The following is a 25,391-nucleotide window of genomic DNA, read 5'->3' on the forward strand; positions in this document are numbered from 1 at the left end:
TAATAATATAAGGGATTAAAAGAAGTGATGATTGTAGATTTAATTCGAAGCAAAAGGCTTCTAAATAGGAAAGTATTTATTAAATTTGTGGGTTATGATGCATTTCAAAAATGTGCATAGAAAAGACAATTTAAACAATAATTAAAAGTTACTTCAAAGAAAATAATTAATAATCAGATGCAAATAAACACAGACTATTATCAGATTGATGATTTACTGACAGAGGAGCACAAAATGGTGCGTGGAGCTGTTCGTGATTTTGTAAATCAAGAAATTAAACCAGTGATTGACCAACATGCTCATGATCATACGGATATACCAGATTTAATGAAAAAATTGGGAGCTATTGGTGCTTTAGGGCCATATATTCCAGAAAAATATGGTGGAGCAGGTTTAGATCAAATTTCTTATGGTCTGATTATGCAAGAATTAGAAGCAGGTGATTCTGCTGTTCGTTCTTCAGCTTCAGTTCAATCTTCATTGGTAATGTTCCCAATTCATCAATATGCTACAGAAGAGCAAAAAATGAAATGGCTACCAAAATTAGCTTCGGGAGAATTGATTGGATGTTTTGGTCTTACTGAACCAAACCACGGATCTAACCCAGCTGGAATGGAGACTAAATTTGTTGATAAAGGTGATCACGTGGTATTAAATGGTGCTAAAATGTGGATTACCAACTCTCCAATTGCAGACATTGCTGTAGTTTGGGCTAAGGACGAAGAAGGTGTTGTAAGAGGAATGGTTGTAGAAAGAGGAATGGAAGGATTTACTACCCCAGAAACTCACAATAAATGGTCATTACGTGCTTCTAAAACAGGAGAATTAGTATTTGAAAACGTAAAAGTTCCAAAAGAGAACTTATTCCCAGATATCAAAGGATTAAAAGGACCTTTATCTTGTTTAAACTCTGCTAGATATGGTATTTCTTGGGGTGTAATCGGTGCTGCCATCGACTGTTATGAAACCGCGGTTAAATACAGTTTAGAAAGAACACAATTCGGAAAACCATTAGCTGGATTCCAATTACAACAGAAAAAATTAGCTGAATTCTTAACTGAAATCACCAAAGCTCAATTATTATGTTGGAGATTAGGTACTTTAAAGAATGAAGACAAAGCTAGTCCAGCACAAATTTCTATGGCAAAAAGAAACAACGTAAAAATGGCCATTGATATCGCACGCGAGAGCCGTCAGATTTTAGGTGGAATGGGAATCGTTGGAGATTATCCAATGATGCGCCACGCTGCTAACTTAGAATCTGTAATCACTTACGAAGGAACTCACGATGTTCACTTGTTAATCACAGGTATGGATATCACTGGAATTAATGCGTTTGGATAATAAGTAATTGGTATTTAGTAGTTAGTAATTGGTAAGTTGATGGCTTATGAACGATTATCAAAAGTTAGAAGTTTGGCAATTATCTAAAGATGTATGTGTTAAAGTATATAAGCTCACTGAAAATTTTCCCTCTAAAGAAATTTATGGTATAACCAATCAAATCAGAAGGTCATCCATTTCTATAGCCTCTAATTTAGCAGAAGGTAGTGGTAGAAGAGGTAAAAGAGACTTTCTAAAGTTTGTAGGTTATGCTATCGGATCGGCGAATGAGTTGGAAACACAGTTAATTATATCAAAAGAATTAGAATTTATTTCGCATAAAGATTTTGAAGAATTAATTGAAGAGTTAATTATCATTAAAAAAATGCTTTTTAATTTATCCAAATACTTAAACTCTAAATTATAAGGCTTTTATCTTACTAAATACTAACTACCAATTACCGTATACTAAATAAAACATGAGCAAAATAACAATTCCTATCCTTCTTCCTAAAATGGGGGAAAGTGTTTCGGAGGCTACGATTATCGAATGGTTTAAAAAGCCTGGGGATAAAATTGAGCGTGATGAACTTTTTGTTCTTATTGGAACGGATAAAGTTGAAAGCGAGTTGCCTTGCGAATACGAAGGTGTTTTAAAGGAGATTTTGGTTCCAGAAAAAGGTGAAACCGAAGTAGGAGCACCAATTTGTATGCTTGAAGTCGATGAAAATGATGTTCAGCATATCAAGTTAGAAGAGGCCAAAAACCAAGCAAATTCTAGTAAATCAGAGGAAAGTTCTGAAAGTATAAAAAGCAATTCATATAAAGGAAGTAAATCTTTCTTGTCTCCGGTAGTTAGAATGATTGCTACAGAGGCAGGATTAGAACTTAACGAATTAGAGAAAATCAAAGGTTCTGGTGAGAATGGAAGAATTCAGAAAAAGGATATTTTAAAATACTTAAACCCTGAAAAGAAACAAGCCGTAGCCACAGGTTTCTCTAGTCAGAAAATGAAGCTACAATTAGCCGAAGGAGATACCTTAAATGAGTTAAGTCGTATGCAGAAGTTGCTTGCAGATCATTTGCAGCAATCTTTTATGGAAATTCCACATGTAACGACTTTCGCAGAGGTTGATGTAACCAATATAGTGGAGCATAGAGAAAATATTAAAGATTCCTTCTTTAAGCAAAATGATACGAAAATAACTTACACACATTATTTTCAATATGCTATTATTCAGGCCTTAAAAGACTATCCACTTTTAAATACTTGGATGAATGTTGATGAATGGATTCATAAAAAAGACATTAATTTAGGCTTTGCCGCTTCTTTAGCGAACGGGGAATTAATAGTACCGAATGTAAAGGCTGCTCAAGACTATGATTTTATATCGTGGGTAAAGGCTGTTAATGACAAAGCAGCACAGGCCAAATCAGGAAAATTAGCCAATGACGACGTTCAGAATACGACCTTTACAGTTAGTAATACTGGAATGTTTGGTAGTCTTGCTGGCACACCGATTATTAGTAAACCACAAGTTGGAGTGCTAGCATTAGGACAAATTCTTTCTGCTGCTGGAGTTATAGAAAAAGATGGAGTGGAACAATTAGCCGTACGTAAGAAAATGATGTTATCTATTTCTTATGACCACCGAGTAATTAATGGAGCTTATGCCAGTCAATTTTTAACTCAAGTCAAAGAGAACCTTAAAGACTTCGAAAACTGGTTTTAGAATTATCTATTTTAGAAATATTAAAAAATCCACCTTAGGAAATCTAAGGTGGATTTTTAATTTATATTTGATTTGTTATTGGAATTAATCTTGGAATAAGGATATTCTCGTTAAATCCTTAAACGTTACTGTACAATCTGTATCAGAAGCTAAGAAAAGTTTATAACCTCTACCTGGATCTAAACTTGCATCGTCAGCTATTGTATAGAAATAAAAAGTCAAAATATTTCCAGTGGCCGAACCATGAGGAATTTGTGATATGTCAACAACCTCAAATCCAGACATTTGATTTCTCATGACTGCCATTAATGAGCCTGAACTATTCGGTCCTGTTCCTACTAACACATTCAACCTCCATACATGTACTTGTCCTAAAACTGGATTTTCACGCCATACTTTTCCCATTTGATTCATAGAACCAGGAGGGGTTAAAGTTGATGTTCTATAAATTGCTTCAGATGTCCATGGATTTTGCTCATTCTCTGGCCAACTTGTAGTTGGAGCAGGTGCGAAAATTAAATCTTCAGTAAATTTCATTTCTTTTCTTGCACCAAATCTACTTCCGCTATGTCTAAGGGAAATGAAAGGAAGTGTTAATGCTCCTTCTTGTCCAATGATTTTTACTGCACCAGCATTTCCAGCGGTAGTAGAGGTATTGTAGAATAATTGTCTCCATAATATACCATCCCAATATTCAAAAGCATTTTCAGTGGTGTTGAAAATTAATAAACCAGGAGTAATATCTGTATTTACTACACCATTTGGAGGCACAGTATTAATATCATTATCTGCTAGGTTAGAATCACGTTCGGCACTAGTAAGTCTAGGAATTAGCACACCTTTCTCAGTAGATACAATATCTAAAATAGAGGCGCCATTGGGTGTGTCGGTATCAATACCAACTTGTGGAAATAAATTTGCGCATAGGAGCATAAGCCCAACTAGGATAAAATTTTTCATAATAAAGAGTATTTAAGTTTCATTACAAATATAGAATTTATATTTGACATTACCATATTGATAAACAACATATACGGTGAATATCGTATTGATAAGAATTGAAATTAAGAAATAGATAATTTTATATTGATGTTTTTGCGACTACAATAAATATGGCAGTAGAAATAATTTTAATAGTTTTTAAAATAAAACACTCAAAAATTGTAACTTAGATACATAAAATAAAATGTAATTTATGAGCAAGCCTTTGAGTGGAAAAACGCGTTTAGAACATGATTTAATTGGTGATAGAGAAGTCCCAGTAGAGGTTTATTATGGTGTACAAACCTTGCGCGCCGTAGAGAATTTCGATATTAGTGGCTCTTATCTATATGATTACCCCGAATTTATTTATGCTTTTGCTGATGTGAAAGAAGCAGCTGCAAAAGCCAATAGAGATTTGGATTTACTCGAGCCTGTATTAGCGGGAGCAATCATTTCTGCATGTCAAGCTGTTAAATCAGGTAAATACAATGATCAGTTTGTGGTGGACATGATGCAAGGCGGAGCTGGAACTTCTACTAATATGAATGCAAACGAGGTTATTGCCAATATTGCACTAGAAATCATGGGACATAAAAAAGGTGAATACCAATATTGTCATCCCAATAATCATGTTAATTTATCACAATCCACCAACGATGCCTACCCAACTGCGCTTAAGATTGCTTTATACAGAAGCATTACAGCCTTAGAAAAGGAATTGAAATTATTAATTAAAAGCTTTAAAAGCAAAGGCAAAGAGTTCAAGAAAGTCATTAAGATGGGGCGCACTCAATTACAAGATGCTGTGCCAATGACATTAGGACAGGAGTTTAAAGCTTTTGCTGCTAACTTAAAAGAAGAAATTGATAGATTACAACAAAATAAAAAGCTTTTATTAGAAGTTAACATGGGTGCTACCGCTATAGGTACAGGTATTAACTCTGATCCAGATTACACGCCACTTTGTATTAAACACCTAAGAGATATCACTAATATAAAAGTGAAAGCAGCCAGCAACATGATTGAGGCCACTAGTGATACAGGTGTATTTATAATGAATTCATCTACTATAAAAAGATTAGCGGTTAAGTTATCTAAGATTTCAAATGATTTGAGATTGTTGTCTTCAGGACCACGAACTGGAATCAATGAAATCAATCTACCCGCAGTTCAACCGGGTTCATCTATTATGCCTGGTAAAGTAAATCCTGTAATTCCAGAAGTGGTAAATCAAATTGCTTTTAGAGTAATTGGTAATGATTTAACCATAACTATGGGGTCAGAAGCGGGGCAGTTACAATTAAATGTAATGGAACCAGTTATTGCATTTTCTTTATTAGAAAATGTTGAAATGCTAATGAACGGAATGAAAACACTACGCATTCGATGTATTGATGGAATAACAGCCAATGCAGAAAGATGCAAAGAGCTTGTTATGAACAGTATTAGTCTAGTGACTGCATTAAATCCATATTTAGGATATGAAGTTTCCACTAAGTTAGCTAAAGAAGCTTTGGAAACTGGAGAATCGGTTTATGATTTAATTTTAAAGCAAGGATTAATGGAAGAGGAGAGGTTGAAGGATATTCTAAAACCAGAAAATATGATTAAGCCTAGAAAAATGAATTTATAGGTATTTATCTTTAATGTAATTATAAAGGTCAAGTGTCATTTCTAATTATAGAATTTCACTTGATTTTTGCTTTTTAGGGCTTTAATACTAAAAAAATCGCTAAAAATAGCCTAGAATTAGAAGAAGCTAAGTTTTTAGGTTTCATTTCATAACTAATATTCGTAAATTAGGGACTTCTAAATTTTCTTATTTATGATAAAGCCACATTATAAAATTAAAACTGTCGCTCCAGGTGAAGTTTCAACCCAAGAATTACACGGTTATTTATTGTCAGCCGTAGCTCCTAGACCGATTGCATTTGCAAGTACTGTCGATAAGGAAGGTAATGTAAACCTGAGTCCGTTTAGTTTTTTTAATGTTTTTAGTGCTAATCCTCCAACCTTAATTTTTTCACCTGCTCGCCGTGTTAGAAATAATACCACCAAGCACACCTTAGAAAATATTTTGGAGACCAAGGAGGTTGTTATTAATGTTGTTACAGAAGAAATTGTTCATCAAGCTTCATTGGCTAGTACAGAGTATGCTGAAGATGTAAACGAATTCATTAAAGCTGGTTTAACGGAGGTTAAATCAGATATAGTTGCACCGCCACGTGTATTGGAATCTAAGGTATCGATAGAATGTAAGGTAAATGAAGTAATATCTTTAGGAAATGAAGGTGGAGCAGGAAACCTTATAATATGTGAAGTGCTAAAAGTTCACATTCACGAAGAAGTTTTAGACGAAGATGGTAGAATTAGTACCGAACGAATGAAATTAGTAGCACGTATGGGCGGATCTTGGTATTGCAAAGCCTTTGGAGATGCATTATTCCAGATTCCTAAACCTCTACAAACCCTAGGAGTAGGGTTCGATCATTTACCAAAAGATATTCTTAAAAGTGAAGTTCTTACCGGAAACGATTTAGCGCAGTTAGCCAATGTAGAAGAAATTCCAAATGGTGTTTATTCAGCAGATGTTCATGACCATGCTAGAGCAAAGCAACTATTGAATAATGGAAAATTAGAAGAAGCATGGCAAGCTTTAATAAGATAAAAAAACAACTACTCATTTTAAACCTAATATTGTAATATGATAAAATTCAGTCCCTTTCGTGGTGTGAGACCAGCGAAGCAAAAAGCTGCATTGGTCACTACCAAAAATGTTGATTATTATCCAAAAGAAGAAATGGAGAAAGAGTTAGCCACTAATGCTGAGTCTTTTTTACATATTATTTCACCATCTATTTTTAATAAAGATGATTCAGATCAAAGCAATCTGGATGAAGTTAGAAGTAAATTCGAGCAATTTTTAGCGGATGAAATTCTTTTAAGAGATAATAAATCTTATTATATCTACGAGCAAGAAGATGATAATGAGATTTCTACGATTGGAATTCTTGGTTCTGTAAGTGTTGATGATTATAACAACGGTTTAATCAAAAAGCATGAAAACACGATTGAGGAAAGGGAAATTAGATTTGCAGAATACTTAAAGAAAATTCAGATTCAGGCAGATCCGATTATGTTGACATTTCCTGAGAACCAAAGTATTGAGTTGTTAATGTCTATGACAACTAGAAACACACCAACTTTAGAGTTCAAGGGATCAGATGGAAAAACACATCGTCTGTGGCAAGTAAAAGATAGACTTGTAATGAAGCAGATGAAAGATTCCATCGAAAAGCTTCCTGCTTTATACATTGCGGATGGTCACCATAGAATGGGTAGTTCTGCCATTTTTACTGAACACATGAGAAAGCAAGAGCCAGATTACTTTGGTGGAGAGGCTTTCAACTGGGTAATGGCGATTTTAATTCCTGGAAATCATTTGAATATTTATGACTACAACCGTGTCATTAAAGATTTAAATGGAATGACCCCAGATGAGTTCTTAAAGAAAGTAGATGAGGTATTTACAGTTATAGAAAAAGGAGATACGCCTTATTTCCCATCACACAAACATCACATTTCTATGTATTTAGATGGTAAATTCTATGGATTATATGTTAATCAAGAATTACGTGGTGTTCCAAAAGGTTTAGGTGAGCTAGATACTTATTTATGGGAGGAATATTTAATGAAACCATTATTAGGTATTGAAAATATTCGCACAGACGATAGGGTAGGATTCATGAAGGGAACGGGAGACATGAGAGGTATTATGAGCATGAAAGAAAAAGTTGATTCTGGCGCTTATAAAGTTGGATTTGGTTTTTATCCAATATCTATTCATGACTTATTATTGGTAGCTGATGAGGGATTAGTTATGCCTCCAAAATCAACTTATATTGAACCTAAATTTTTATCTGCATTAACTATTTTAGATTTAAACGATTAAATGAGTATTGAAGAAAATTATCTTCGTATAAAGAAGGAAATTCCAGAGGACGTTACTTTGGTTGTGGTTTCTAAAACCCATCCGGTTGAGGCTATTCAAAAGATTTACGACTTAGGACATCGTGATTTTGGTGAGAACAAAGTTCAAGAGATGCTAGAAAAAGCTGAGCTTTTACCAAAAGATATCCGTTGGCATATGATTGGACATGTTCAAACGAATAAAATCCGTCAAATGGCTGATTTTGTGCATTTAATTCATGGTATCGACAAGGCTAAACGCTTGAAAGAAGTTCAAAAACGTGCTAAAAATTCCGATCGCGTTCAGGATGTTTTGCTGCAAGTTAAAATTGCTGACGAAGACACAAAATTCGGAATGACGCTACAAGAAGCACGAGAAGTTTTAAATGCAGAAAATGTAGCTAAAATGCAGAACGTAAACATCGTTGGTTTGATGGGAATGGCCACATTTACGGATGATATGGAACAAGTTCGTGAGGAATTCCAAGCCTTGAAAAAGCTTTATGATGAATTAAAAACAGAGTTTCCACAGATTCAACATTTATCTATGGGAATGACTGCTGATTATCAAATCGCTTTAGAAGAAGGTAGTAATATGCTACGCGTAGGAAGTGCTATTTTTGGTGCGAGAGATTATAATTAATCTTTAAATTCGCCGAGCATTTAAGCCCGTTTTATAACATATATGAATCAAAGCTATTTTGTTTATTTCTTAATCCTAATTTCTTTTATGGGAATTCATTCATGTGACATTCCTGTTCAGGTAGATGACACCAAGGTTTTTAGGTTAAATAGATATGAGAACGTATCATCATTAGACCCAGCTTTTGCAAGAAGTAAATCCAATAATTGGATGGCGAATTTAATGTATACGGGCTTAGTGAATTTCGACGATAGCTTGCATATTATTCCTGAGATTGCTAAAAAATGGGATATTTCTGAAGATGGTAAAATCTATACTTTTACCTTAAGAAATGATGTCTATTTTCATAAACATCCTGCTTTTGGCAAGGATTCAACTAGAACTGTAGTTGCAAGCGACTTTGAGTATAGTTTTCAGCGACTTACCAATCCAAAAGTTGGTTCTTCTGGTGGCTTTGTTTTAAATAATGTTGCTGATTATAAAGCTTTAAATGATTCTGTTTTTCAAGTGGAATTAAAGTCTGCATTTCCGCCATTTTTAGGTTTAATGGCCATGAAATATTGTTCGGTAGTTCCTAAAGAATTATTCGAAAATGATGGGGAAGCTTTTAAAGAAAATCCAATCGGTACGGGGCCGTTTCAATTTCAATTATGGGAAAATAATGTAAAATTAGTTCTCAAAAAGAATCCTTTATTTTATAAGAAAGATGAATCCAGCGAAAACTTACCTTATTTAGACTATGTCGCAGTTAATTTCTTGCCCGAAAAACATAGTGAGTTCCTTCAACTCGTTCAAGGTAAAATAGACATGATGGCAAGTTTAGATCCGTCTTATAAAGATGAATTACTAACTGCTGATGGTCATTTGCAAGAGAAATATCAAGAAGATTTGGTGATGATTAAGGCGCCTTATCTCAATACAGAATATTTATGCTTTTACTTAGATGATAATGCCGAAGTTCCTGCTGAATTAAGAAAAGCAATGAACATGAGTATCGATAAGTCTAAGATGATTCAATTTCTACGCAACAACATTGGTTTTCCGGCGCATGGTGGCTTTATTCCAAAAGGATTGCCTGGACATCAAGAGGACTTAGGCGATGGATATAACCCCATTAAAGCAAGAGAAATTATTAGTAAATATAAATCTGAAAATGCGTCTCTTCCCAAAGTAAAACTCGTAACCACTCAAGAATATGCAGATATCTGCGAATTTGTTCAATCTGAAATGTTTAAAACGGGTTGGCCCATTGAAGTAAATGTTGTTGATCCATCCACATTAAGAGATGGAAAAGCTTCAGGTAAGTTCCCATTCTTTAGAGCCAATTGGGGAGCTGATTACCCTGATGCTGAGAATTTCTTATCCTTATTTTATAGTCAGAATTTCGCACCAAATGGACCGAATTATTCTCATTTTAAAAGTGATGAATTTGATGCGTTATATATGAAAGCACTTCAAATGAACGACGAAAAGGCGAGGGTAGAGGTTTACAAACAAATGGATGAGCTCATCATGAATGAAATGCCAGTGATTCCAACTTTTTATGATCAGAGCACCACATTTCTTAGAAAAAACGTAAAAGGATTTAAATCTACACCCATTGATATGTTAGATTTAACCAGAGTAAGAAAAGATTAAGATATTAAAGTATTATTCATAGAAAAAGGCTACCTCGAGAGAAGTAGCCTTTCATTTTTATAATATCTATTTAAGATTATTCTTTGTTTAAAGAATCATTTAAATCGTCGAATAACTGTTTTTCTTTTTCACTATACTCAGTTCCTCCAAATCCAAAGAAATCTCCTTCAACTCCTGCTTTAGCAACATCTTCAGCGATTTCTAATAACCAAAGTTTAAATTCCTCTACTGTTTCTCTAGATTCTTTTTCTTCTAGAATATCCATAGCTCTGTCCGCATCATGCATCACCATATCAGCCATTTCTTCAGCGTCTTTTACTTCACTAGACTTAATTTTGTCCATGATTTTATTGCTACTCAATTTTGCTTCAGACATGCTTTCTCCAAAACTCTCTAAGCTTGGCATCATAGCTTGAATCAAATGATTGTCGGCATACTTTTCTTTAGCATTTTTCCATGCCTTACTGTTGGCAATCATTTCTTTTGTCGTGCCCACAATACCGCTAGCGGCAATTCCAGACATCGACATTCCCACTAAATGCGGCAGTGTGCTAACTATATTCCATTCCTCTTCAGAGTAATTTTCTAATTTTTTCATACTATTTAATGGTCATTTATTGAGGTATCAATTTACAACTTTAATTTTAAACCAAAGAATTCAACCTTTTAATGAGCTTAAAATCAAAACTGCTTTTGAATGTCTGATTGCAACTGCAACAAAGCACCATTACAAATAGAGTTACCATCCACAGAGCGCTTAATTAATTCACTTCTAAAGGCTTCCGAAGAGTTGGGATCTTCGCTAGTTTCTCTACATTGTTTAATGAAGTTTTGAGTTGCATTCTTTGCTGAAAAAATTACACTCCAAGTTTCTGGATCCATATAGATTTGCTGACTCAAGTTATGGTCAAACTCCTCTTGAACAGAATTAAATAAAACATATTCATAAGTATCTGCATCTGCTGGCATTTCAATTCTTCTTACCAAATTGGTAGGACGAATACGCTCTAAAAACAAAGCCATTCTTTCATACGCTTGCATTCTTTGAGGCGTCAGCAGTTCTTTATCTTTTAATTGAAGTTCAATTTTTCGACGTATAGTTTCTTCAGCAAAAAACTTTTCGATAAGAAAGTAAAAAATACCACCCATAATTAACATTGGAAGGATATACTTTAAAATCTCAAAAACTTCATTCATATTTTATTTGTTTTGGGCGTTTTACGGGCTTTTCATTGCAATCTTTTGCCATTCGGGTAAATTTGTAACTGTGAAAAAGGAGCTTCTATAGTCGCTCTTTTCTACCGACAAATTATAAACCCTCATCAGCAAAAGGATTTTCATTTCAATCCCTAACGCATTTCTGTTTAAAAAATTATAGACACAAATGTAATTGCTTCGTTTCAAATTTCCTATTTTTGAACAAATTCATTAAAAATCAAAATATGTCAACAAATACGAAATACACCTCAGATGAGCTAATTGCTATGGAAAGTCGCTATGGTGCGCACAACTATCATCCGCTTCCAGTAGTTTTAAGTAGAGGAGAAGGCGTATATGTATATGACGTAGAAGGAAAGAAATATTTCGATTTTCTTTCTGCCTATTCGGCCGTTAACCAAGGTCATTGTCATCCTAAAATCATTCAAGCCTTAAAAGATCAAGCAGAGAAATTAACTTTAACTTCTAGAGCTTTTCACAGTGATCAATTAGGTCAATACGAGAAATATGCATGTGAATTCTTTGGCTTCGATAAATTATTGCCAATGAACTCAGGGGCTGAAGCTGTAGAATCCGCTATTAAAATTGCTAGAAAATACGGCTACGAAAGACGTGGTATTCCAGATCAAGAAGCTAAAATCATTGTAGCAGAAAATAACTTCCACGGTAGAACTACTACAATTATCTCTTTCAGTAATGACGAAGATGCTAGAAAGAATTTTGGTCCTTATACCAAAGGATTCATTAAAGTAGCTTATGATGATTTAGATGCTTTAGAAGAAGCTTTAAAAGAAGATAATGTTGTGGCATTTTTAGTTGAGCCAATTCAAGGTGAGGCTGGTGTATTCGTTCCTCAAGACGGATACTTAAAAGGAGCAGCAGAGCTTTGTCATAAGTACGAAACATTATTTATTGCTGACGAAATTCAAACAGGAATCGCAAGAACTGGTAGAATGTTAGCCGTAGATCACGAAGGCGTACATCCAGATATCTTAATTTTAGGAAAAGCATTGAGTGGTGGAGTTTATCCAGTTTCAGCAGTTTTAGCTGATGACGATATTTTTGATGTATTAAAACCAGGTCAGCACGGATCAACTTTTGGTGGAAATCCATTAGCTTGTGCTGTTGCAATGGCAGCTTTAGAGGTTGTTCAGGAGGAAAACTTAATGGAAAATGCAGAAAAGTTAGGAAACCTGTTCCGTTCAGAAATTCAGAAATTGGTTGATTCAAATGATTTAGTAAAACTGGTACGTGGTAAAGGTTTATTAAATGCGATTGTAATTAACGATACCGAAGATAGCTCTACGGCTTGGGACATTTGTGTTGCTCTAAAAGAAAATGGCTTATTAGCTAAACCAACCCATGGAAACATCATTCGTTTTGCACCACCTTTAGTAATGACTGAAGAGCAAATGATGGAATGTGTTAAAATTATTACAGATACAATTAATAATTTCACCAAGTAAGAATTTGGGTTAATGAATTCTTAACATAGCTAAAATGCTATTTGTTTAGAATTTAAGAAATTGATTGCTTAACTTGTACCAAATAAATTAAAACTATGAATAAAATAGAATTAGAAGATAACGGTAAAAAAGGCAGATTTGTAATTTACGAAGATGGAGTAGAAGCAGGTGAAATGACTTTTACTTGGGCCGGAGAAGATAAATTTATCATTGATCATACTGGCGTCGACGAAAAATTTGGTGGCAAAGGCTATGCGAAACAATTGGTGATGGCTGGAGTAGAATTCGCTCGTGAAAAAGGTGTGAAGGTTATTCCTCTTTGTCCATATGCTAAAAAGAGATTCGATCAAGACGAAAGTATTGGTGATGTTTTAGCTTAATTAAAATTTATAAAAAATAGAGTTATGTCTAACGTAGAATTGATTTTAGAAGAGCGCGCAGCAGATATTGGTAACTTTATGGTAGGTAGATTATTACCTTTCCGTCAAAAACGTTCGGTAGGTCCTTTTACTTTTATCGATCATATGGGACCAGCCAATATGAGCAAAGACCAAAATCTAGATGTAGCTCCTCATCCGCATATAGGTTTATCAACTTTGACTTATTTATTCGAAGGCTCAATGCAGCATAAGGATAGTTTAGGATCTGATATTGAGATTAAACCAGGTGCAGTAAACTGGATGACAGCCGGAAAAGGTGTTGTTCACTCAGAAAGAACTCCTGATTATTTAAGAAATACAGAGAAATCTCTGCATGGATTACAGATTTGGGTGGCATTACCAAAGCATTTAGAAAAATCTGAGCCTAGTTTTTCACATATTCCAGAAGAAGATATTCCAAGCTGGGAGGAAGATGGAGCAAAGTTTAAATTAATCGCTGGTAAAGCTTTCGATAAGGAATCACCTGTTCCTGTGCACAGTGAATTGTATTTCATTGAAATTAAGACGGATAAAAAACAACAAATCAATATTGGTAAAGATTTATATGGCGAAAGCGCTTTGTATATCTTAGAAGGAGGAATCAGTGCAGATGGTCATATTTATGAACCAAAACACATTCTAATTGCAAAAGACAGTACGCTATGTTCTTTTGAAATGGAAGCCAATACAACTGTTTATATTTTTGGTGGAGAACCTTTTGAAGAAGAAAGATTTATTTTCTGGAATTTCGTGAATTCGGACAAAGCTGTAATCGAACAAGCCAAGAAAGATTGGGAAGAACAGAATTTAGATGCTTTCCCTAAAGTTGTAGGCGATGAAGAAGAGTATGTACCTCTTCCTAGACCAAGAAGAATGTAAAGTTTTATCTTTATTTAAATATTACAATCCCTTTTTCAACGCTGGAAAAGGGATTTTTAATTGAACCGTTTTCTCGGCGTATAAATTGAGTTGAGATATAGAAACACCTAACAATCGCACAGGTTTACGAGGGTTTTCTAAAATTAAAAGTTCGTTGATAATTTTATAAATTTCATCAAATTGATCAACGTATTCATCCCCAGTCTGACTTCGTGTGATGACACTAAAATCATCAAATTTTATTTTCAGAGTAATGCTTCTACCTTTTACTTCCTTTTTAGCTAATCTATCCACCACTTTTTGAATAATGGGAACAAGTGCTGATTGCATTTCTTGGATAGATTTCAAGTTAGTTTCGAAGGTGTTTTCTCCACCTACAGATTTGGGTTGTCGATTGGGATTAACGGGACTATTGTGGATTCCACGTGCAATTTGATAATAATGCAAGCCCATATTTCTGAAATTTTGTTCTAAGAATTCTAAGCTTAAATCACGTAAATCCTTGCCATTAAAAATTCCCATATCTCGCATTTTTTGTGCAGTAACTTTACCAATTCCATAAAATTGTTGAATTTTTAAGGGGCCTAAAAAATCTAGAATTTCTTCTTGTGTAACGGTTTTCTGTCCATTTGGTTTATTGTAATCACTGGCTATTTTAGCCACAAATTTATTTACTGAAATTCCTGCTGAAGCGGTTAAACCTGTTTTCTCCAAAATTTTAGCTCTAATTTCTCTAGCAATTTGAGAAGCCGAGGAAATATTCTTTTTATTTATCGTAACATCTAAATAAGCTTCATCCAAAGATAATGGCTCGACCAAATCGGTATATTCATAGAAAATCTCACGAATTTGATAGGAAACCTCACGATATCGCTCGAATCTTGGTTTAATAAAGATTAAATCTGGACAACGTTTGGCAGCAATCATACTACTCATAGCACTTTTTACTCCAAATTTCCTGGCCTCATAACTAGCAGCAGCCACCACACCACGTTCCGAACTTCCACCCACAGCAATAGGCTTACCTTTTAACTCTGGAGCATCATGTTGTTCAACAGAAGCATAAAAAGCATCCATATCGATGTGAATAATTTTACGGTTGTCTTGATTCATTGGCTGCAATATCATTTTTCATTCTTAAATAACCAAGATGCTCTAGTTCTTTAACTATTTAATACCTAAGGGAATTTAGGTAATATTATGATTTTCAAATAAATATAATTATTATGCTTATAAAATATGGTTAGTAATCTTATAGATTGAATGCAAGGTGTGAACTTATATATTTTTATGTGATTGTTATTGAAAGATACAGAAATTTATATTAATTCAGAGAAATCATCATGTGAGTAACTTCCTCGAACAACTTGTTCATAAAATTATCTTAAGCTTTCTCTACTTGGTAGGAAAAGTCTATGTATTTCATTAAATTTGGAAACTTCGAAATTAAAATAAAACTAAATTTTATTATGATACAAGACGTTTTAAAGCAATTAGGCATTGAAGCTACTAACAAAGGGACTTCTACAGGTTCAGATTGGTTTGGAAGTGGCGCAGAAATTTCTTCATCTTCTCCGGTAGATGCAATGCACATTGCTAAAGTTGCAACAACAACACGTGAGGACTATGATAAAGTCGTAGAAACTGCTCAAAAAGCCTTTAAAGATTGGCGTTTGGTTCCAGCTCCACAGAGAGGTGAAATCGTTCGTCAGTTTGGAAATAAATTAAGAGAATTAAAAGAACCATTAGGAAAATTAGTTTCTTATGAAATGGGGAAATCTCTACAAGAAGGCTACGGTGAAGTGCAAGAAATGATCGATATCTGTGACTTTGCAGTTGGTTTATCTCGTCAATTATATGGTTCTACGATTCACTCAGAAAGACCAGGACACAGAATGTATGATCAATACCACCCACTAGGGATTGTAGGAATTATTTCTGCATTCAACTTCCCAGTAGCGGTTTGGTCTTGGAATACTGCGTTAGCTTGGGTTTGTGGCGATGTTTGTATCTGGAAGCCAAGTGAAAAAGTTCCATTAACAGGTGTTGCTTGTCAGAAAATTATCGCTGATATCTTAAAAGAAAACAATTTACCTGAAGGTATTTCTTGTTTAATTAATGGTGATTACAAAGTAGGTGAATTCATGACAACCGATAAGCGTATTCCATTAATCTCTGCTACAGGATCTACACGTATGGGTAAAATCGTAGCGAGTACAGTAGCCGAAAGATTAGGTAAAACTTTATTAGAGTTAGGTGGAAACAACGCCATCATCGTTACTCCAGATGCTGATATTAAAATGACGGTAATCGGTGCTGTATTTGGTGCTGTTGGTACAGCAGGACAAAGATGTACTTCTACTCGTCGTTTGATCATCCACGAAAGCATTTATGATAAAGTGAAAGATGCCATTGTTGCTGCTTATGGACAATTAAAAATTGGTAACCCATTAGACGAAAACAATCACGTAGGTCCATTAATCGATACAGATGCTGTAGCGATGTACCAAGATGCATTGAAACGCGTTGTAGAAGAAGGTGGAAACATCATTGTTGAGGGTGGTGTATTAGAAGGTGAAGGTTACGAAAGTGGATGCTACGTAAAACCAGCTATCGCCGAAGCTGAAAACCATTTTGATATCGTTCAACACGAAACTTTCGCTCCAGTATTATACTTAATGAAATATAGCGGAGATGTTGAAAATGCTATTGAATTACAAAACGGTGTAGCTCAAGGTTTATCTTCTGCAATTATGACCAACAACTTGAGAGAAGCTGAGCGTTTCTTATCACATGCAGGTTCTGACTGTGGTATTGCAAACGTAAATATTGGTACTTCTGGTGCTGAAATCGGTGGTGCATTTGGTGGTGAGAAAGAAACTGGTGGTGGACGTGAGTCTGGATCAGATGCTTGGAAAATCTATATGAGACGCCAAACTAACACTATCAATTACACAACTGAACTTCCTTTAGCTCAAGGAATTAAATTTGATATTTAATATTTTAATTTAGGACCCTGGATTTATTTTCAGGGTCTTATATATTATATTATATACTTCATTAATAAATTGAGCGCATAAAACACAAAAAAATAACATTATTAAGTCAGTTCTTTTATGACTTAAATTTTAAAAAATTCAAGAAATATGAATGAAACATTAACTTCACAAAAAGTACACGATAGATTAAGCAAGCATATCTTAGCCGACGGTTTTGATTTGGTAATGGATTTAGAAAAATCACATGATAGCTATATCGTTGATGTAAATGGAGCAGAATATTTAGACATGTTCTCTATGTTTGCTTCGGCAGCTATTGGTTACAACCACCCACACATCAAAAAACACCAAGATTGGTTAGGTAAATGTGCTATCATTAAACCATCTATGTCTGATGTTTACAACCAAGAATTTGCTGATTTTATCGATACTTTTTCTAGAGTTGCTATTCCAGAAGAGTTACAATATGCATTCTTTGTTTCAGGTGGAGCTTTAGCAGTAGAAAATGCATTAAAAACAGCTTTTGACTGGAGAACTAGATTGAATATGTCTAGGGGAGTTGACAAAGAAGCTGGACAAGTAATTCACTTCAAACAAGCATTCCACGGTAGAACGGGTTATACTATGTCATTGACCAACACCAATGACCCAAGAAAATTCATGTACTTCCCTAAATTTGATTGGCCACGTATTGAAAACCCAAAAATGTTCTTCCCATTCGAAGGTGAAAATGTTGAAAAAACAATCGCTTTAGAAGAACAAGCAAAAAAACAAATTGAAGCAGCATTTGCTAACAACCCAGACGAAATCGCTTGTATCTGTCTTGAGACTATTCAAGGAGAAGGTGGAGATAACTTCTTCAGACCAGAATTCTTACAATACTTAAGAGATATTTGTGACGAAAAAGAAGTTTTATTAATCTTCGACGAGGTTCAATGTGGAATGGGAATCACAGGAACTATGTGGGCTTGGCAACATTATGGAATCGTACCAGATGTGATGTCATTCGGAAAGAAAACACAAGTTTGTGGAATCTTAGCTAACAAAGAGAAATTAGATCAAGTTGATAAAAACGTGTTCAAAGAGAGTAGTAGAATTAACTCTACTTTCGGAGGTAACTTTATCGACATGATGCGTTTCAAGTTAATTTTAGAAGTAATTGAAGAGGAAAACTTAGTAGAGAACTCGCGCGTAATGGGTGAATACTTACTTTCAGAACTTCAAAAATTAGAGGCAGATTTCGAGCAAGTAACCAATGCTAGAGGTAGAGGTCTATGGTGTGCATTTGATTTACCAAATGATGCAGATAGAGATGCTTTCTGGTCTAAATGTTTCGAGAATAAATTATTGGTTTTAACTTGTGGAGAGAAAAGTGTTAGATTCCGTCCACACTTAACAGTTACTAAACAAGAAATCGACGATTCAATTAAAATCATTCGTGAAGTATTAAGCTAAAACTTAAACTTCCATAAAATGAAAAAACCTATCTAATTTATTTTAGATAGGTTTTTTTTATGAATTTGAGATTTGCGATCTAAAGTTATGTGTTATAAATCTCACATTTTTAAGATACCGAGTCAAGGTAATCCCAAAATTTCTTTGAAATAAATCAATTGTACTTATAAAAACCTATAAGACAATACAGCAGTAAAGTTGCTATTTTTACCAGTCTGATGTCTTACATTTAAAACGCCCAGGCTAGAAAATCTAAGTTCTAAGCCAAATCTTTGATTAAATCGATAGCCTGTCCCTATGAAATATCCAAATCCAGACTTAGATTCATATAAAGTAGCATTATAGTTTACATTTTCAAAAATAGCATCACCTAAAGGAATACCAAAGGAAACTCCAGAGTTTGCGAAAATCTGATGATTTTCAGCTAAAAACATATAATAACGAACGCCCAATGGAATCGACAATATATTATAATCGGTTTTAAATTTACGAGGTCTCAAAACAGGAGTTTGTGAAGAAGGAACAATATCACGATAAAGGATAAAGCCTTCTGATGTATTACTTGAATAATCCACGCCTAAAATTATTCCCAACTTATTGTTATTAATTGGTAATAGATATTCTAATTCCATTCCTGCCTTTAAAGAAACAAAGGTTTGGGTAGAAACAGCTTTATGTGCATTTTTACCCATTGGATTAAGTTTAAATGGAGAAATTCCTCCATAAACATACAAACTCATTGTACTCTCGTTCCGATATTGTGTAAAGTCTTTAAATTCTGAGTTCTCACAAGTGTTATAAATTTTAAAAATTTGAACCAAATCATCGACTTTATAATTTAAATCCTGAAATGTTTTTAAAGTTAAGTCCTCACATTTTAATCTTTTATATAATTGGCCACGAAATTTAGAAAATTCTTTTAATTTACTTTCTTCTACTTTGGTTTTGTATTCCAACATTTCTAAATCTTGCTGATTTACATCAAAAAATAAAAACTCATTTAAGCCAGAATTAAATGAATAAAGCCTTGCTTTTCCATCCACAAGAACTCGTAAAAAGTTCTTTTGCGCAGGAATGTTATTCACATGTTGAAAGAATTTACTGACATATTTATATTGTGTATCAAGTATATAAAACTCATCTATCGAATTTGCTGTTGCAATTAGCTCATCATCATTATCCGAAACTTTATATGATATTTCGGAAGGTGATGTAAACCAACCTTCGTTCTTAATTAAACAATCGATTCTTTGTCCATTTTTGACAACATAACCAGGTTGGAATTCATGCTGTGCCCAAACCATCGCAAATAGTAAGCTCAGACAAAGTGAAGTAAAAGTTTATTCATTTTTATTAATTTGAAAGCGAACTTAAGGTTAAAAGTGGTTTAAAATATTTTGTAAGAAAGCATTACAACCACAGCATTACTGCTAGGTTTCAATTCCCTAATATATACTACATTAGCAGGAGTATATCGAATTTCTGCTCCAAATTTTGATTTAAATCTATATCCAATACCAGCGAAAAAACCGATACCATGATCTAAATAAGAAGAGTTTTTAGTTTCATTATTATCAAAGTGGGCGAAGTTAAATTCTTCTTCAGACATAATGAAGTTGTAGGTGAATCCTGGATTTATATAAAAAGAATGATTTGGATCTACAAACATACTTAACCTAACTCCAACAGGTATGCTTAATAAATCATAAGCAACATCATAATCGTAATTATTTGTAAGATACAAACCTGTAGAAGGTACCTTAACTTTGCTTTTTAAAGTTCCTTCTACCTTATTTTGAGAATAAGACACTCCAGTAAATACTGAAAATTTATTATTATTAATTGGTAAAGTATATTCAATCTCCAAAGCTCCCATCAATGGAATATTACTTGGTGCAGAAACTTCTGTTTCATTACCTTTAGCGCTAGTGCTAGTAGTGAATAAAGATGTTCCGGCCATTAGATAAAGATTAAAGTCACCTTTATTTTTGAACTTAGTGTAATCTGTATATTCAGCATTAGAACATTCATTATAAGTATTGAATACGTTAACGAGTTTCTTTTTCTGATATTCTAAACTTTGAAGCATAGACTTGGTAATATCCTTACATTCTAAATCTTGAAAAATTTGACCTCGAAACCCGAATTCTTCTCTTAACTTACTACCTTCTATCTTAGATTTATATTGTAATTCCTTAAGCTTTCCATCCTCTGCTTCATAATAATATTTCTCACCACTTGCAGAATTAAATTGATAAAGAGATGCTTTTCCTTCTACCAAAACGAGCAAATACATATCAGTAGCTGGTTTGTTATACAAAGGTTGAAAATGACGACTTACATATTTATATTTAGTATCCTCAATATAAAATCCATCAAACTCATTGGCAGGAGCCATGTTGATTTTGTCTTGATTTTCGAACTTATAAGAAATAACCTCAGGCGCTCTAAACCAACCTTCGTTCTTAATTAAACAATCGATTCTTTGGCCATTTTTAACAACATAACCAGGTTGAAATTCATGCTGTGCCCAAACCATCGTAAATAAAAAGCTCAGACAAAGAGAAAGTAAATGTTTATTCATTTTTATTAATTTGGAAGCGAATTTAAGGTTTTAAACTTTATCTTATTTAAAGTTTTTTTAAATTTAATTAACACTTGTTTAAGAATTTAAATTGGTGCAAAAAAAATAGCACTAATTAAAAATTAATGCTATTCTATATTTTATTATTTTCTTTAAAATTTATAAATCTTCTGCTTCTGCAATTAATTCAGCAAAGTCTCTAACCATAACGTCACCTTCGCGGTTAACTCCTTTAACACCATCGGTCATCATCGTCATACAGAATGGACATCCTGTTGCAATAACTTCAGCTTTGGTTTCAACTGCTTCTTCCGTACGCTCGATATTAATATCTTTATTTCCTGCTTCAGGTTCCTTAAACATCTGAGCACCACCAGCACCACAACATAAGCCTTTAGATTTACAACGCTTCATTTCCACCAATTCAGCGTCAAGTTTTTTAATTAAATCTCTCGGTGCCTCATACACATCATTTCCTCGTCCTAAATAACATGGATCGTGGAACGTAATTTTTCTTCCTTTAAAAGTTTTACCTTCTATGGTTAACCTTCCTGCATCGATTAATTTTTGTAAATACTGAGAGTGGTGTTGAACATTATAGAAACCTCCCAATCCAGGATATTCATTCTTTAGTGTATTAAAGCAATGAGGACAAGTCGTAACAATATCTTCAATTTGGTAGCCATTCAAAACTTCGATATTCATCATAGCCGACATTTGAAAAGCAAACTCGTTACCAGCACGTTTCGCAGGATCACCAGTACAACTTTCTTCTGTACCCAAAACAGCAAACTCAACACCTACTTTATTTAAAATCTTAACAAAAGCACGCGTGATTTTCTTTGCTCTATCATCAAAGCTTCCAGCACATCCAACCCAAAAAAGAACTTCAGGTTTTTTGCCTTCTGCCATAAACTGGGCCATCGTCTTAACTTGTATATTGCTCATAGTCTAATTTTATAAATTATTAGTGAATTCAAACCATCAACATAGGAATCATTTCTAAACAAAAGATTTTGAATTCAATTTCAAAAATAAACAATTTATTTTGGTTATTCCACTCAAATCAATTTAAATAAATACAGAGTAGGCTTTTTAAAATTTCATATGCTTCAATTTTAATGTAATTTAAACTTAACTCAATATTAATTTTATTTTAATAAGTTTATTAACCTTTTGTTGAAAAATCACCAAATAACTAACCAAATTTATATAGTGAAAGAAATGTTAAATCTATATATTTGGTAATTCATTAAAAAAGTAAAACAAACATCATGAGCGAATTTATACTGTTTATACCAGCGATTCTAGCCATCATTGGTTTGATTTTCATGGGCATTAAAATGTCTTGGGTTAAAAAGCAAAATCCTGGAAGTGAAAAAATGCAAACTATTTCTAAGAGCATTAAAGAAGGAGCATTAGCGTTTTTAGCAGCCGAATATCGTCTACTAGTCATTTTCGCCTTAATAGCTTCCATAGCCTTATTTGCTATTTCGTGGATAGTTCCTTCTACCCATTGGATAATTGTAGTCGCCTTTATTGTGGGAGCCATTTTTTCAGCTTTAGCCGGAAATATTGGAATGCGAATAGCTACCGACGCCAACACAAGAACTGCAGAAGCAGCAAAAACAAGTTTGCCAAAAGCATTACAGGTTTCCTTTGGGGGTGGAACTGTTATGGGATTGGGTGTAGCAGGCTTAGCCGTATTAGGTTTAAGTTTATTCTTTCTTCTTTTTCTTAAAATGTTCATCACACCCGATGGTAACTTTTACGAAGAAATGACAATGGCACTTGAAGCACTTGCTGGATTTTCTTTAGGGGCAGAATCTATTGCTTTATTTGCAAGAGTAGGAGGTGGAATCTACACCAAAGCAGCTGATGTAGGAGCAGATTTAGTAGGAAAAGTTGAAGCAGGAATTCCCGAAGATGATCCAAGAAACCCAGCTACTATTGCAGATAATGTAGGGGATAATGTAGGTGATGTCGCTGGAATGGGTGCAGATTTGTTTGGATCTTATGTCGCTACGGTTCTAGCCTCTATGGTTTTGGGTAATTATATCATTAGAGATATGTCTTTGAATACTCAATTCACAGATGATTTCAATGGTTTAGGCCCAATTTTATTACCACTTGTAATGGCTGGAGTTGGAGTTATCGCTTCAATTATTGGTACTTTTTTAGTTGGAATTAAAAACAATGATGCCAAGGAAGCACAAGTACAAAAAGCACTTGATATTGGTAACTGGACAGCGATTGCTATCACATGGGTGACTAGTTTTTTCTTAATTAAATGGATGCTACCAGAAGTAATTGACATGAATTTCTTTGGAGAAGGAACGAAACCCATTCCATCTATTCATGTATTCTATGCAGCAACGATTGGTTTAGCTGTAGGTGCGTTAATTTCTTGGGTTACGGCTTATTACACAAGTTTAGGTAAAAAACCTGTAATGGATATTGTTAGAAATAGTTCCACAGGTGCGGCAACCAACATTATTGCAGGTTTGGCCGTCGGAATGAAATCAACTTTTGCATCCGTATTATTATTTGCTGCTGCCATTTATGGATCTTATGAATTAGCTGGGTTTTATGGAGTGGCTTTAGCTGCTTCGGCAATGATGGCAACCACTGCGATGCAATTAGCAATCGATGCATTTGGACCTATTGCAGATAATGCAGGAGGAATTGCCGAGATGAGTAATTTAGAAGATCAAGTTAGAGAACGAACAGATATTTTAGATTCGGTAGGAAATACAACGGCAGCCGTAGGAAAAGGATTTGCTATTGCATCTGCAGCCTTAACAGCACTTGCCTTATTTGCAGCTTATGTAACCTTTACCGGTATTGACGGTATTAATATTTTCAAAGCTGACGTGCTGGCGATGCTATTCGTAGGAGGAATGATTCCAGTAATTTTCTCGGCCCTAGCTATGCAATCAGTTGGAAAAGCAGCTATGGAAATGGTTCATGAGGTAAGAAGACAGTTCAAAGAAATTCCAGGTATTATGGAAGGAACAGGAAAACCAGATTATGCTAAATGTGTTGAAATTTCAACACAAGCTGCATTAAGAGAAATGCTTTTACCAGGTTTAATCACCATTATTTCTCCAGTTATTATTGGATTAATTTTCGGGGCAGAACCACTTGGAGGTTATATGGCCGGAGTTTGTGTGTCAGGGGTAATGTGGGCTATTTTCCAGAATAATGCTGGTGGAGCGTGGGACAATGCTAAAAAATCTTTTGAAGCAGGTGTAGAAATAGACGGAGTTATGACTTATAAAGGTTCAGATGCACACAAAGCTGCCGTTACAGGAGATACAGTAGGTGATCCATTTAAAGACACGTCAGGTCCTTCTATGAATATTCTTATTAAATTAACCTGCTTGGTTGGATTGGTGATTGCGCCGATTTTGGGTGGACATCATTTATCGGATGATTCTAATCAAACGAATTCAGCGGTAGAGAAACAATTAGATGAAGACGGAAATTACATTTATGATACTGGAAAGGAAACCACTATTGAACTACCCACAGGTGATAAATTAAGATTTGGAGAAAATTCAACAGAAAATAAATTATTCAAGAGATTCTTAGATGATAATTTCGATCCAGAAACGCCTAGTAATTTTGATAAGTGGCTGACTTTAGATAGAACTAGCTTTAAGAAAGGAAGTGCTGAATTGACAGAACAATCTATAGAACAATTAAAAAACATTTCTGTATTAATGAACACCTTCTATTATTCTCAAATTAAATTTGGAGGATACACAGACAATTCTGGTTCTGCACAAACTAACTTAGACTTATCTCAAGCTAGAGCAGAAGCGGTCATTAAGGAATTAATTAAATTAGGTGTTGATGAGGAACGAGTACATGCCGAAGGTTTTGGTTCTAAAAATCCTATATGTCCTGAAAATAATTCAAAAGTTTGTAGAGCACAGAATAGAAGAGTAGATTTATTATTACTTAAGAAATAGAGAATTGAAATTATTTAAAAATAAAAAAAGTCGGCAATTTGCCGACTTTTTCTTTATCTAATTTTAAGGGTTTTAAATTGATATTTCTTTTAATTAACCTATAA

At 34.2% G+C, this 25,391-nt stretch carries 21 protein-coding genes; 14 read left to right on the forward strand and 7 right to left on the reverse strand.

What is annotated here, in order from left to right; translation table 11 throughout:
- The first annotated feature begins 177 nt into the window (after positions 1-177).
- From NLM59_RS11165 to NLM59_RS11175, 3 genes are read left to right on the forward strand one after another with little or no spacing between them, the layout of a single operon-like run.
- Positions 178-1,344, forward strand: coding sequence for an acyl-CoA dehydrogenase family protein (locus tag NLM59_RS11165; protein ID WP_304417865.1), 1,167 nt, complete (start codon positions 178-180; stop codon positions 1,342-1,344).
- Positions 1,345-1,390: 46 nt separating this feature from the next.
- A complete protein-coding gene (locus NLM59_RS11170) occupies positions 1,391-1,750 on the forward strand; it encodes a four helix bundle protein (protein ID WP_304417866.1) in 360 nt (119 codons plus the stop codon).
- 52 nt (positions 1,751-1,802) lie between these two features.
- Entirely contained in the window at positions 1,803-3,056 is a 1,254-nt protein-coding gene (locus NLM59_RS11175) for a dihydrolipoamide acetyltransferase family protein (RefSeq protein WP_304417867.1), read from the forward strand.
- An 84-nt stretch (positions 3,057-3,140) separates the two neighbouring features.
- Here the strand turns inward: NLM59_RS11175 and NLM59_RS11180 are convergent, their stop codons facing one another.
- On the reverse strand, positions 3,141-4,016 hold the full coding sequence (locus NLM59_RS11180; RefSeq protein WP_304417868.1) for a hypothetical protein: 876 nt from the start codon (positions 4,014-4,016) through the stop codon (positions 3,141-3,143).
- Between the two features lie 235 nt (positions 4,017-4,251).
- On the opposite strand from NLM59_RS11180, the gene aspA reads away from it, so the two are divergent.
- The 5 genes from aspA (at position 4,252) to NLM59_RS11205 (ending at position 10,290) form a co-directional block, all read left to right on the forward strand.
- Complete coding sequence (gene aspA / locus NLM59_RS11185) at positions 4,252-5,673, forward strand: aspartate ammonia-lyase (RefSeq protein WP_304417869.1); 1,422 nt, start codon at positions 4,252-4,254, stop codon at positions 5,671-5,673.
- Positions 5,674-5,865: 192 nt separating this feature from the next.
- Positions 5,866-6,708 carry a flavin reductase family protein gene (locus NLM59_RS11190; RefSeq protein WP_304417870.1) on the forward strand — a complete coding sequence of 281 codons (843 nt, stop codon included), beginning with the start codon at positions 5,866-5,868 and terminating at the stop codon, positions 6,706-6,708.
- Positions 6,709-6,744: 36 nt separating this feature from the next.
- Positions 6,745-7,992, forward strand: a complete 1,248-nt coding sequence (locus NLM59_RS11195) for a DUF1015 domain-containing protein (protein ID WP_304417871.1) — start codon at positions 6,745-6,747, stop codon at positions 7,990-7,992.
- Positions 7,993-8,652, forward strand: a complete 660-nt coding sequence (locus tag NLM59_RS11200; RefSeq protein WP_304417872.1) for a YggS family pyridoxal phosphate-dependent enzyme — start codon at positions 7,993-7,995, stop codon at positions 8,650-8,652.
- Between the two features lie 87 nt (positions 8,653-8,739).
- Positions 8,740-10,290 (forward strand): ABC transporter substrate-binding protein, encoded by a 1,551-nt coding sequence (locus NLM59_RS11205; RefSeq protein ID WP_304417873.1) that lies wholly within the window; start codon positions 8,740-8,742, stop codon positions 10,288-10,290.
- Positions 10,291-10,366: 76 nt separating this feature from the next.
- Here NLM59_RS11205 and NLM59_RS11210 read toward each other — a convergent pair whose 3' ends face one another.
- Together NLM59_RS11210 and NLM59_RS11215 are read right to left on the reverse strand one after the other, a co-directional pair.
- The gene (locus tag NLM59_RS11210) at positions 10,367-10,888 is read right to left on the reverse strand and encodes a hypothetical protein (RefSeq protein ID WP_304417874.1); all 522 of its coding nucleotides are present in this window, start codon (positions 10,886-10,888) and stop codon (positions 10,367-10,369) included.
- 83 nt (positions 10,889-10,971) lie between these two features.
- Positions 10,972-11,487: a DUF7935 family protein gene (locus tag NLM59_RS11215; protein WP_304417875.1), complete on the reverse strand. Its 516-nt coding sequence runs from the start codon at positions 11,485-11,487 to the stop codon at positions 10,972-10,974.
- A gap of 245 nt (positions 11,488-11,732) precedes the next feature.
- Between NLM59_RS11215 and rocD the strand changes: the two genes are divergently transcribed.
- From rocD to NLM59_RS11230, 3 genes are all read left to right on the forward strand, one after another.
- The gene (rocD, locus tag NLM59_RS11220) at positions 11,733-12,974 is read left to right on the forward strand and encodes an ornithine--oxo-acid transaminase (RefSeq protein ID WP_304417876.1); all 1,242 of its coding nucleotides are present in this window, start codon (positions 11,733-11,735) and stop codon (positions 12,972-12,974) included.
- A 95-nt stretch (positions 12,975-13,069) separates the two neighbouring features.
- Positions 13,070-13,354, forward strand: coding sequence for a GNAT family N-acetyltransferase (locus NLM59_RS11225; protein ID WP_304417877.1), 285 nt, complete (start codon positions 13,070-13,072; stop codon positions 13,352-13,354).
- 24 nt (positions 13,355-13,378) lie between these two features.
- Positions 13,379-14,272: a pirin family protein gene (locus NLM59_RS11230; protein ID WP_304417878.1), complete on the forward strand. Its 894-nt coding sequence runs from the start codon at positions 13,379-13,381 to the stop codon at positions 14,270-14,272.
- Positions 14,273-14,293: 21 nt separating this feature from the next.
- Here the strand turns inward: NLM59_RS11230 and dinB are convergent, their stop codons facing one another.
- On the reverse strand, positions 14,294-15,385 hold the full coding sequence (gene dinB, locus NLM59_RS11235) for a DNA polymerase IV (protein WP_407986274.1): 1,092 nt from the start codon (positions 15,383-15,385) through the stop codon (positions 14,294-14,296).
- A gap of 356 nt (positions 15,386-15,741) precedes the next feature.
- Here dinB and amaB point away from each other — a divergent pair, with 356 nt between their 5' ends.
- Complete coding sequence (amaB, locus tag NLM59_RS11240) at positions 15,742-17,271, forward strand: L-piperidine-6-carboxylate dehydrogenase (RefSeq protein ID WP_304417880.1); 1,530 nt, start codon at positions 15,742-15,744, stop codon at positions 17,269-17,271.
- A gap of 147 nt (positions 17,272-17,418) precedes the next feature.
- Positions 17,419-18,726: an L-lysine 6-transaminase gene (gene lat / locus NLM59_RS11245; protein ID WP_304417881.1), complete on the forward strand. Its 1,308-nt coding sequence runs from the start codon at positions 17,419-17,421 to the stop codon at positions 18,724-18,726.
- Between the two features lie 164 nt (positions 18,727-18,890).
- Here lat and NLM59_RS11250 read toward each other — a convergent pair whose 3' ends face one another.
- The 3 genes from NLM59_RS11250 to NLM59_RS11260 all read right to left on the reverse strand — a co-directional run bounded on the left by NLM59_RS11250 (position 18,891) and on the right by NLM59_RS11260 (position 22,258).
- Positions 18,891-20,030, reverse strand: a complete 1,140-nt coding sequence (locus tag NLM59_RS11250) for an outer membrane beta-barrel protein (protein ID WP_304417882.1) — start codon at positions 20,028-20,030, stop codon at positions 18,891-18,893.
- Between the two features lie 83 nt (positions 20,031-20,113).
- Positions 20,114-21,310, reverse strand: coding sequence for an outer membrane beta-barrel protein (locus NLM59_RS11255; protein WP_304417883.1), 1,197 nt, complete (start codon positions 21,308-21,310; stop codon positions 20,114-20,116).
- A gap of 159 nt (positions 21,311-21,469) precedes the next feature.
- Positions 21,470-22,258, reverse strand: a complete 789-nt coding sequence (locus NLM59_RS11260; RefSeq protein WP_304417884.1) for a (Fe-S)-binding protein — start codon at positions 22,256-22,258, stop codon at positions 21,470-21,472.
- 326 nt (positions 22,259-22,584) lie between these two features.
- On the opposite strand from NLM59_RS11260, the gene NLM59_RS11265 reads away from it, so the two are divergent.
- Entirely contained in the window at positions 22,585-25,287 is a 2,703-nt protein-coding gene (locus NLM59_RS11265) for a sodium-translocating pyrophosphatase (protein WP_304417885.1), read from the forward strand.
- Positions 25,288-25,391 lie beyond the last annotated feature (104 nt).

It is taken from the genome of Profundicola chukchiensis, assembly GCF_029664245.1.
GTDB classification, from domain to species: domain Bacteria; phylum Bacteroidota; class Bacteroidia; order Flavobacteriales; family Weeksellaceae; genus Profundicola; species Profundicola chukchiensis.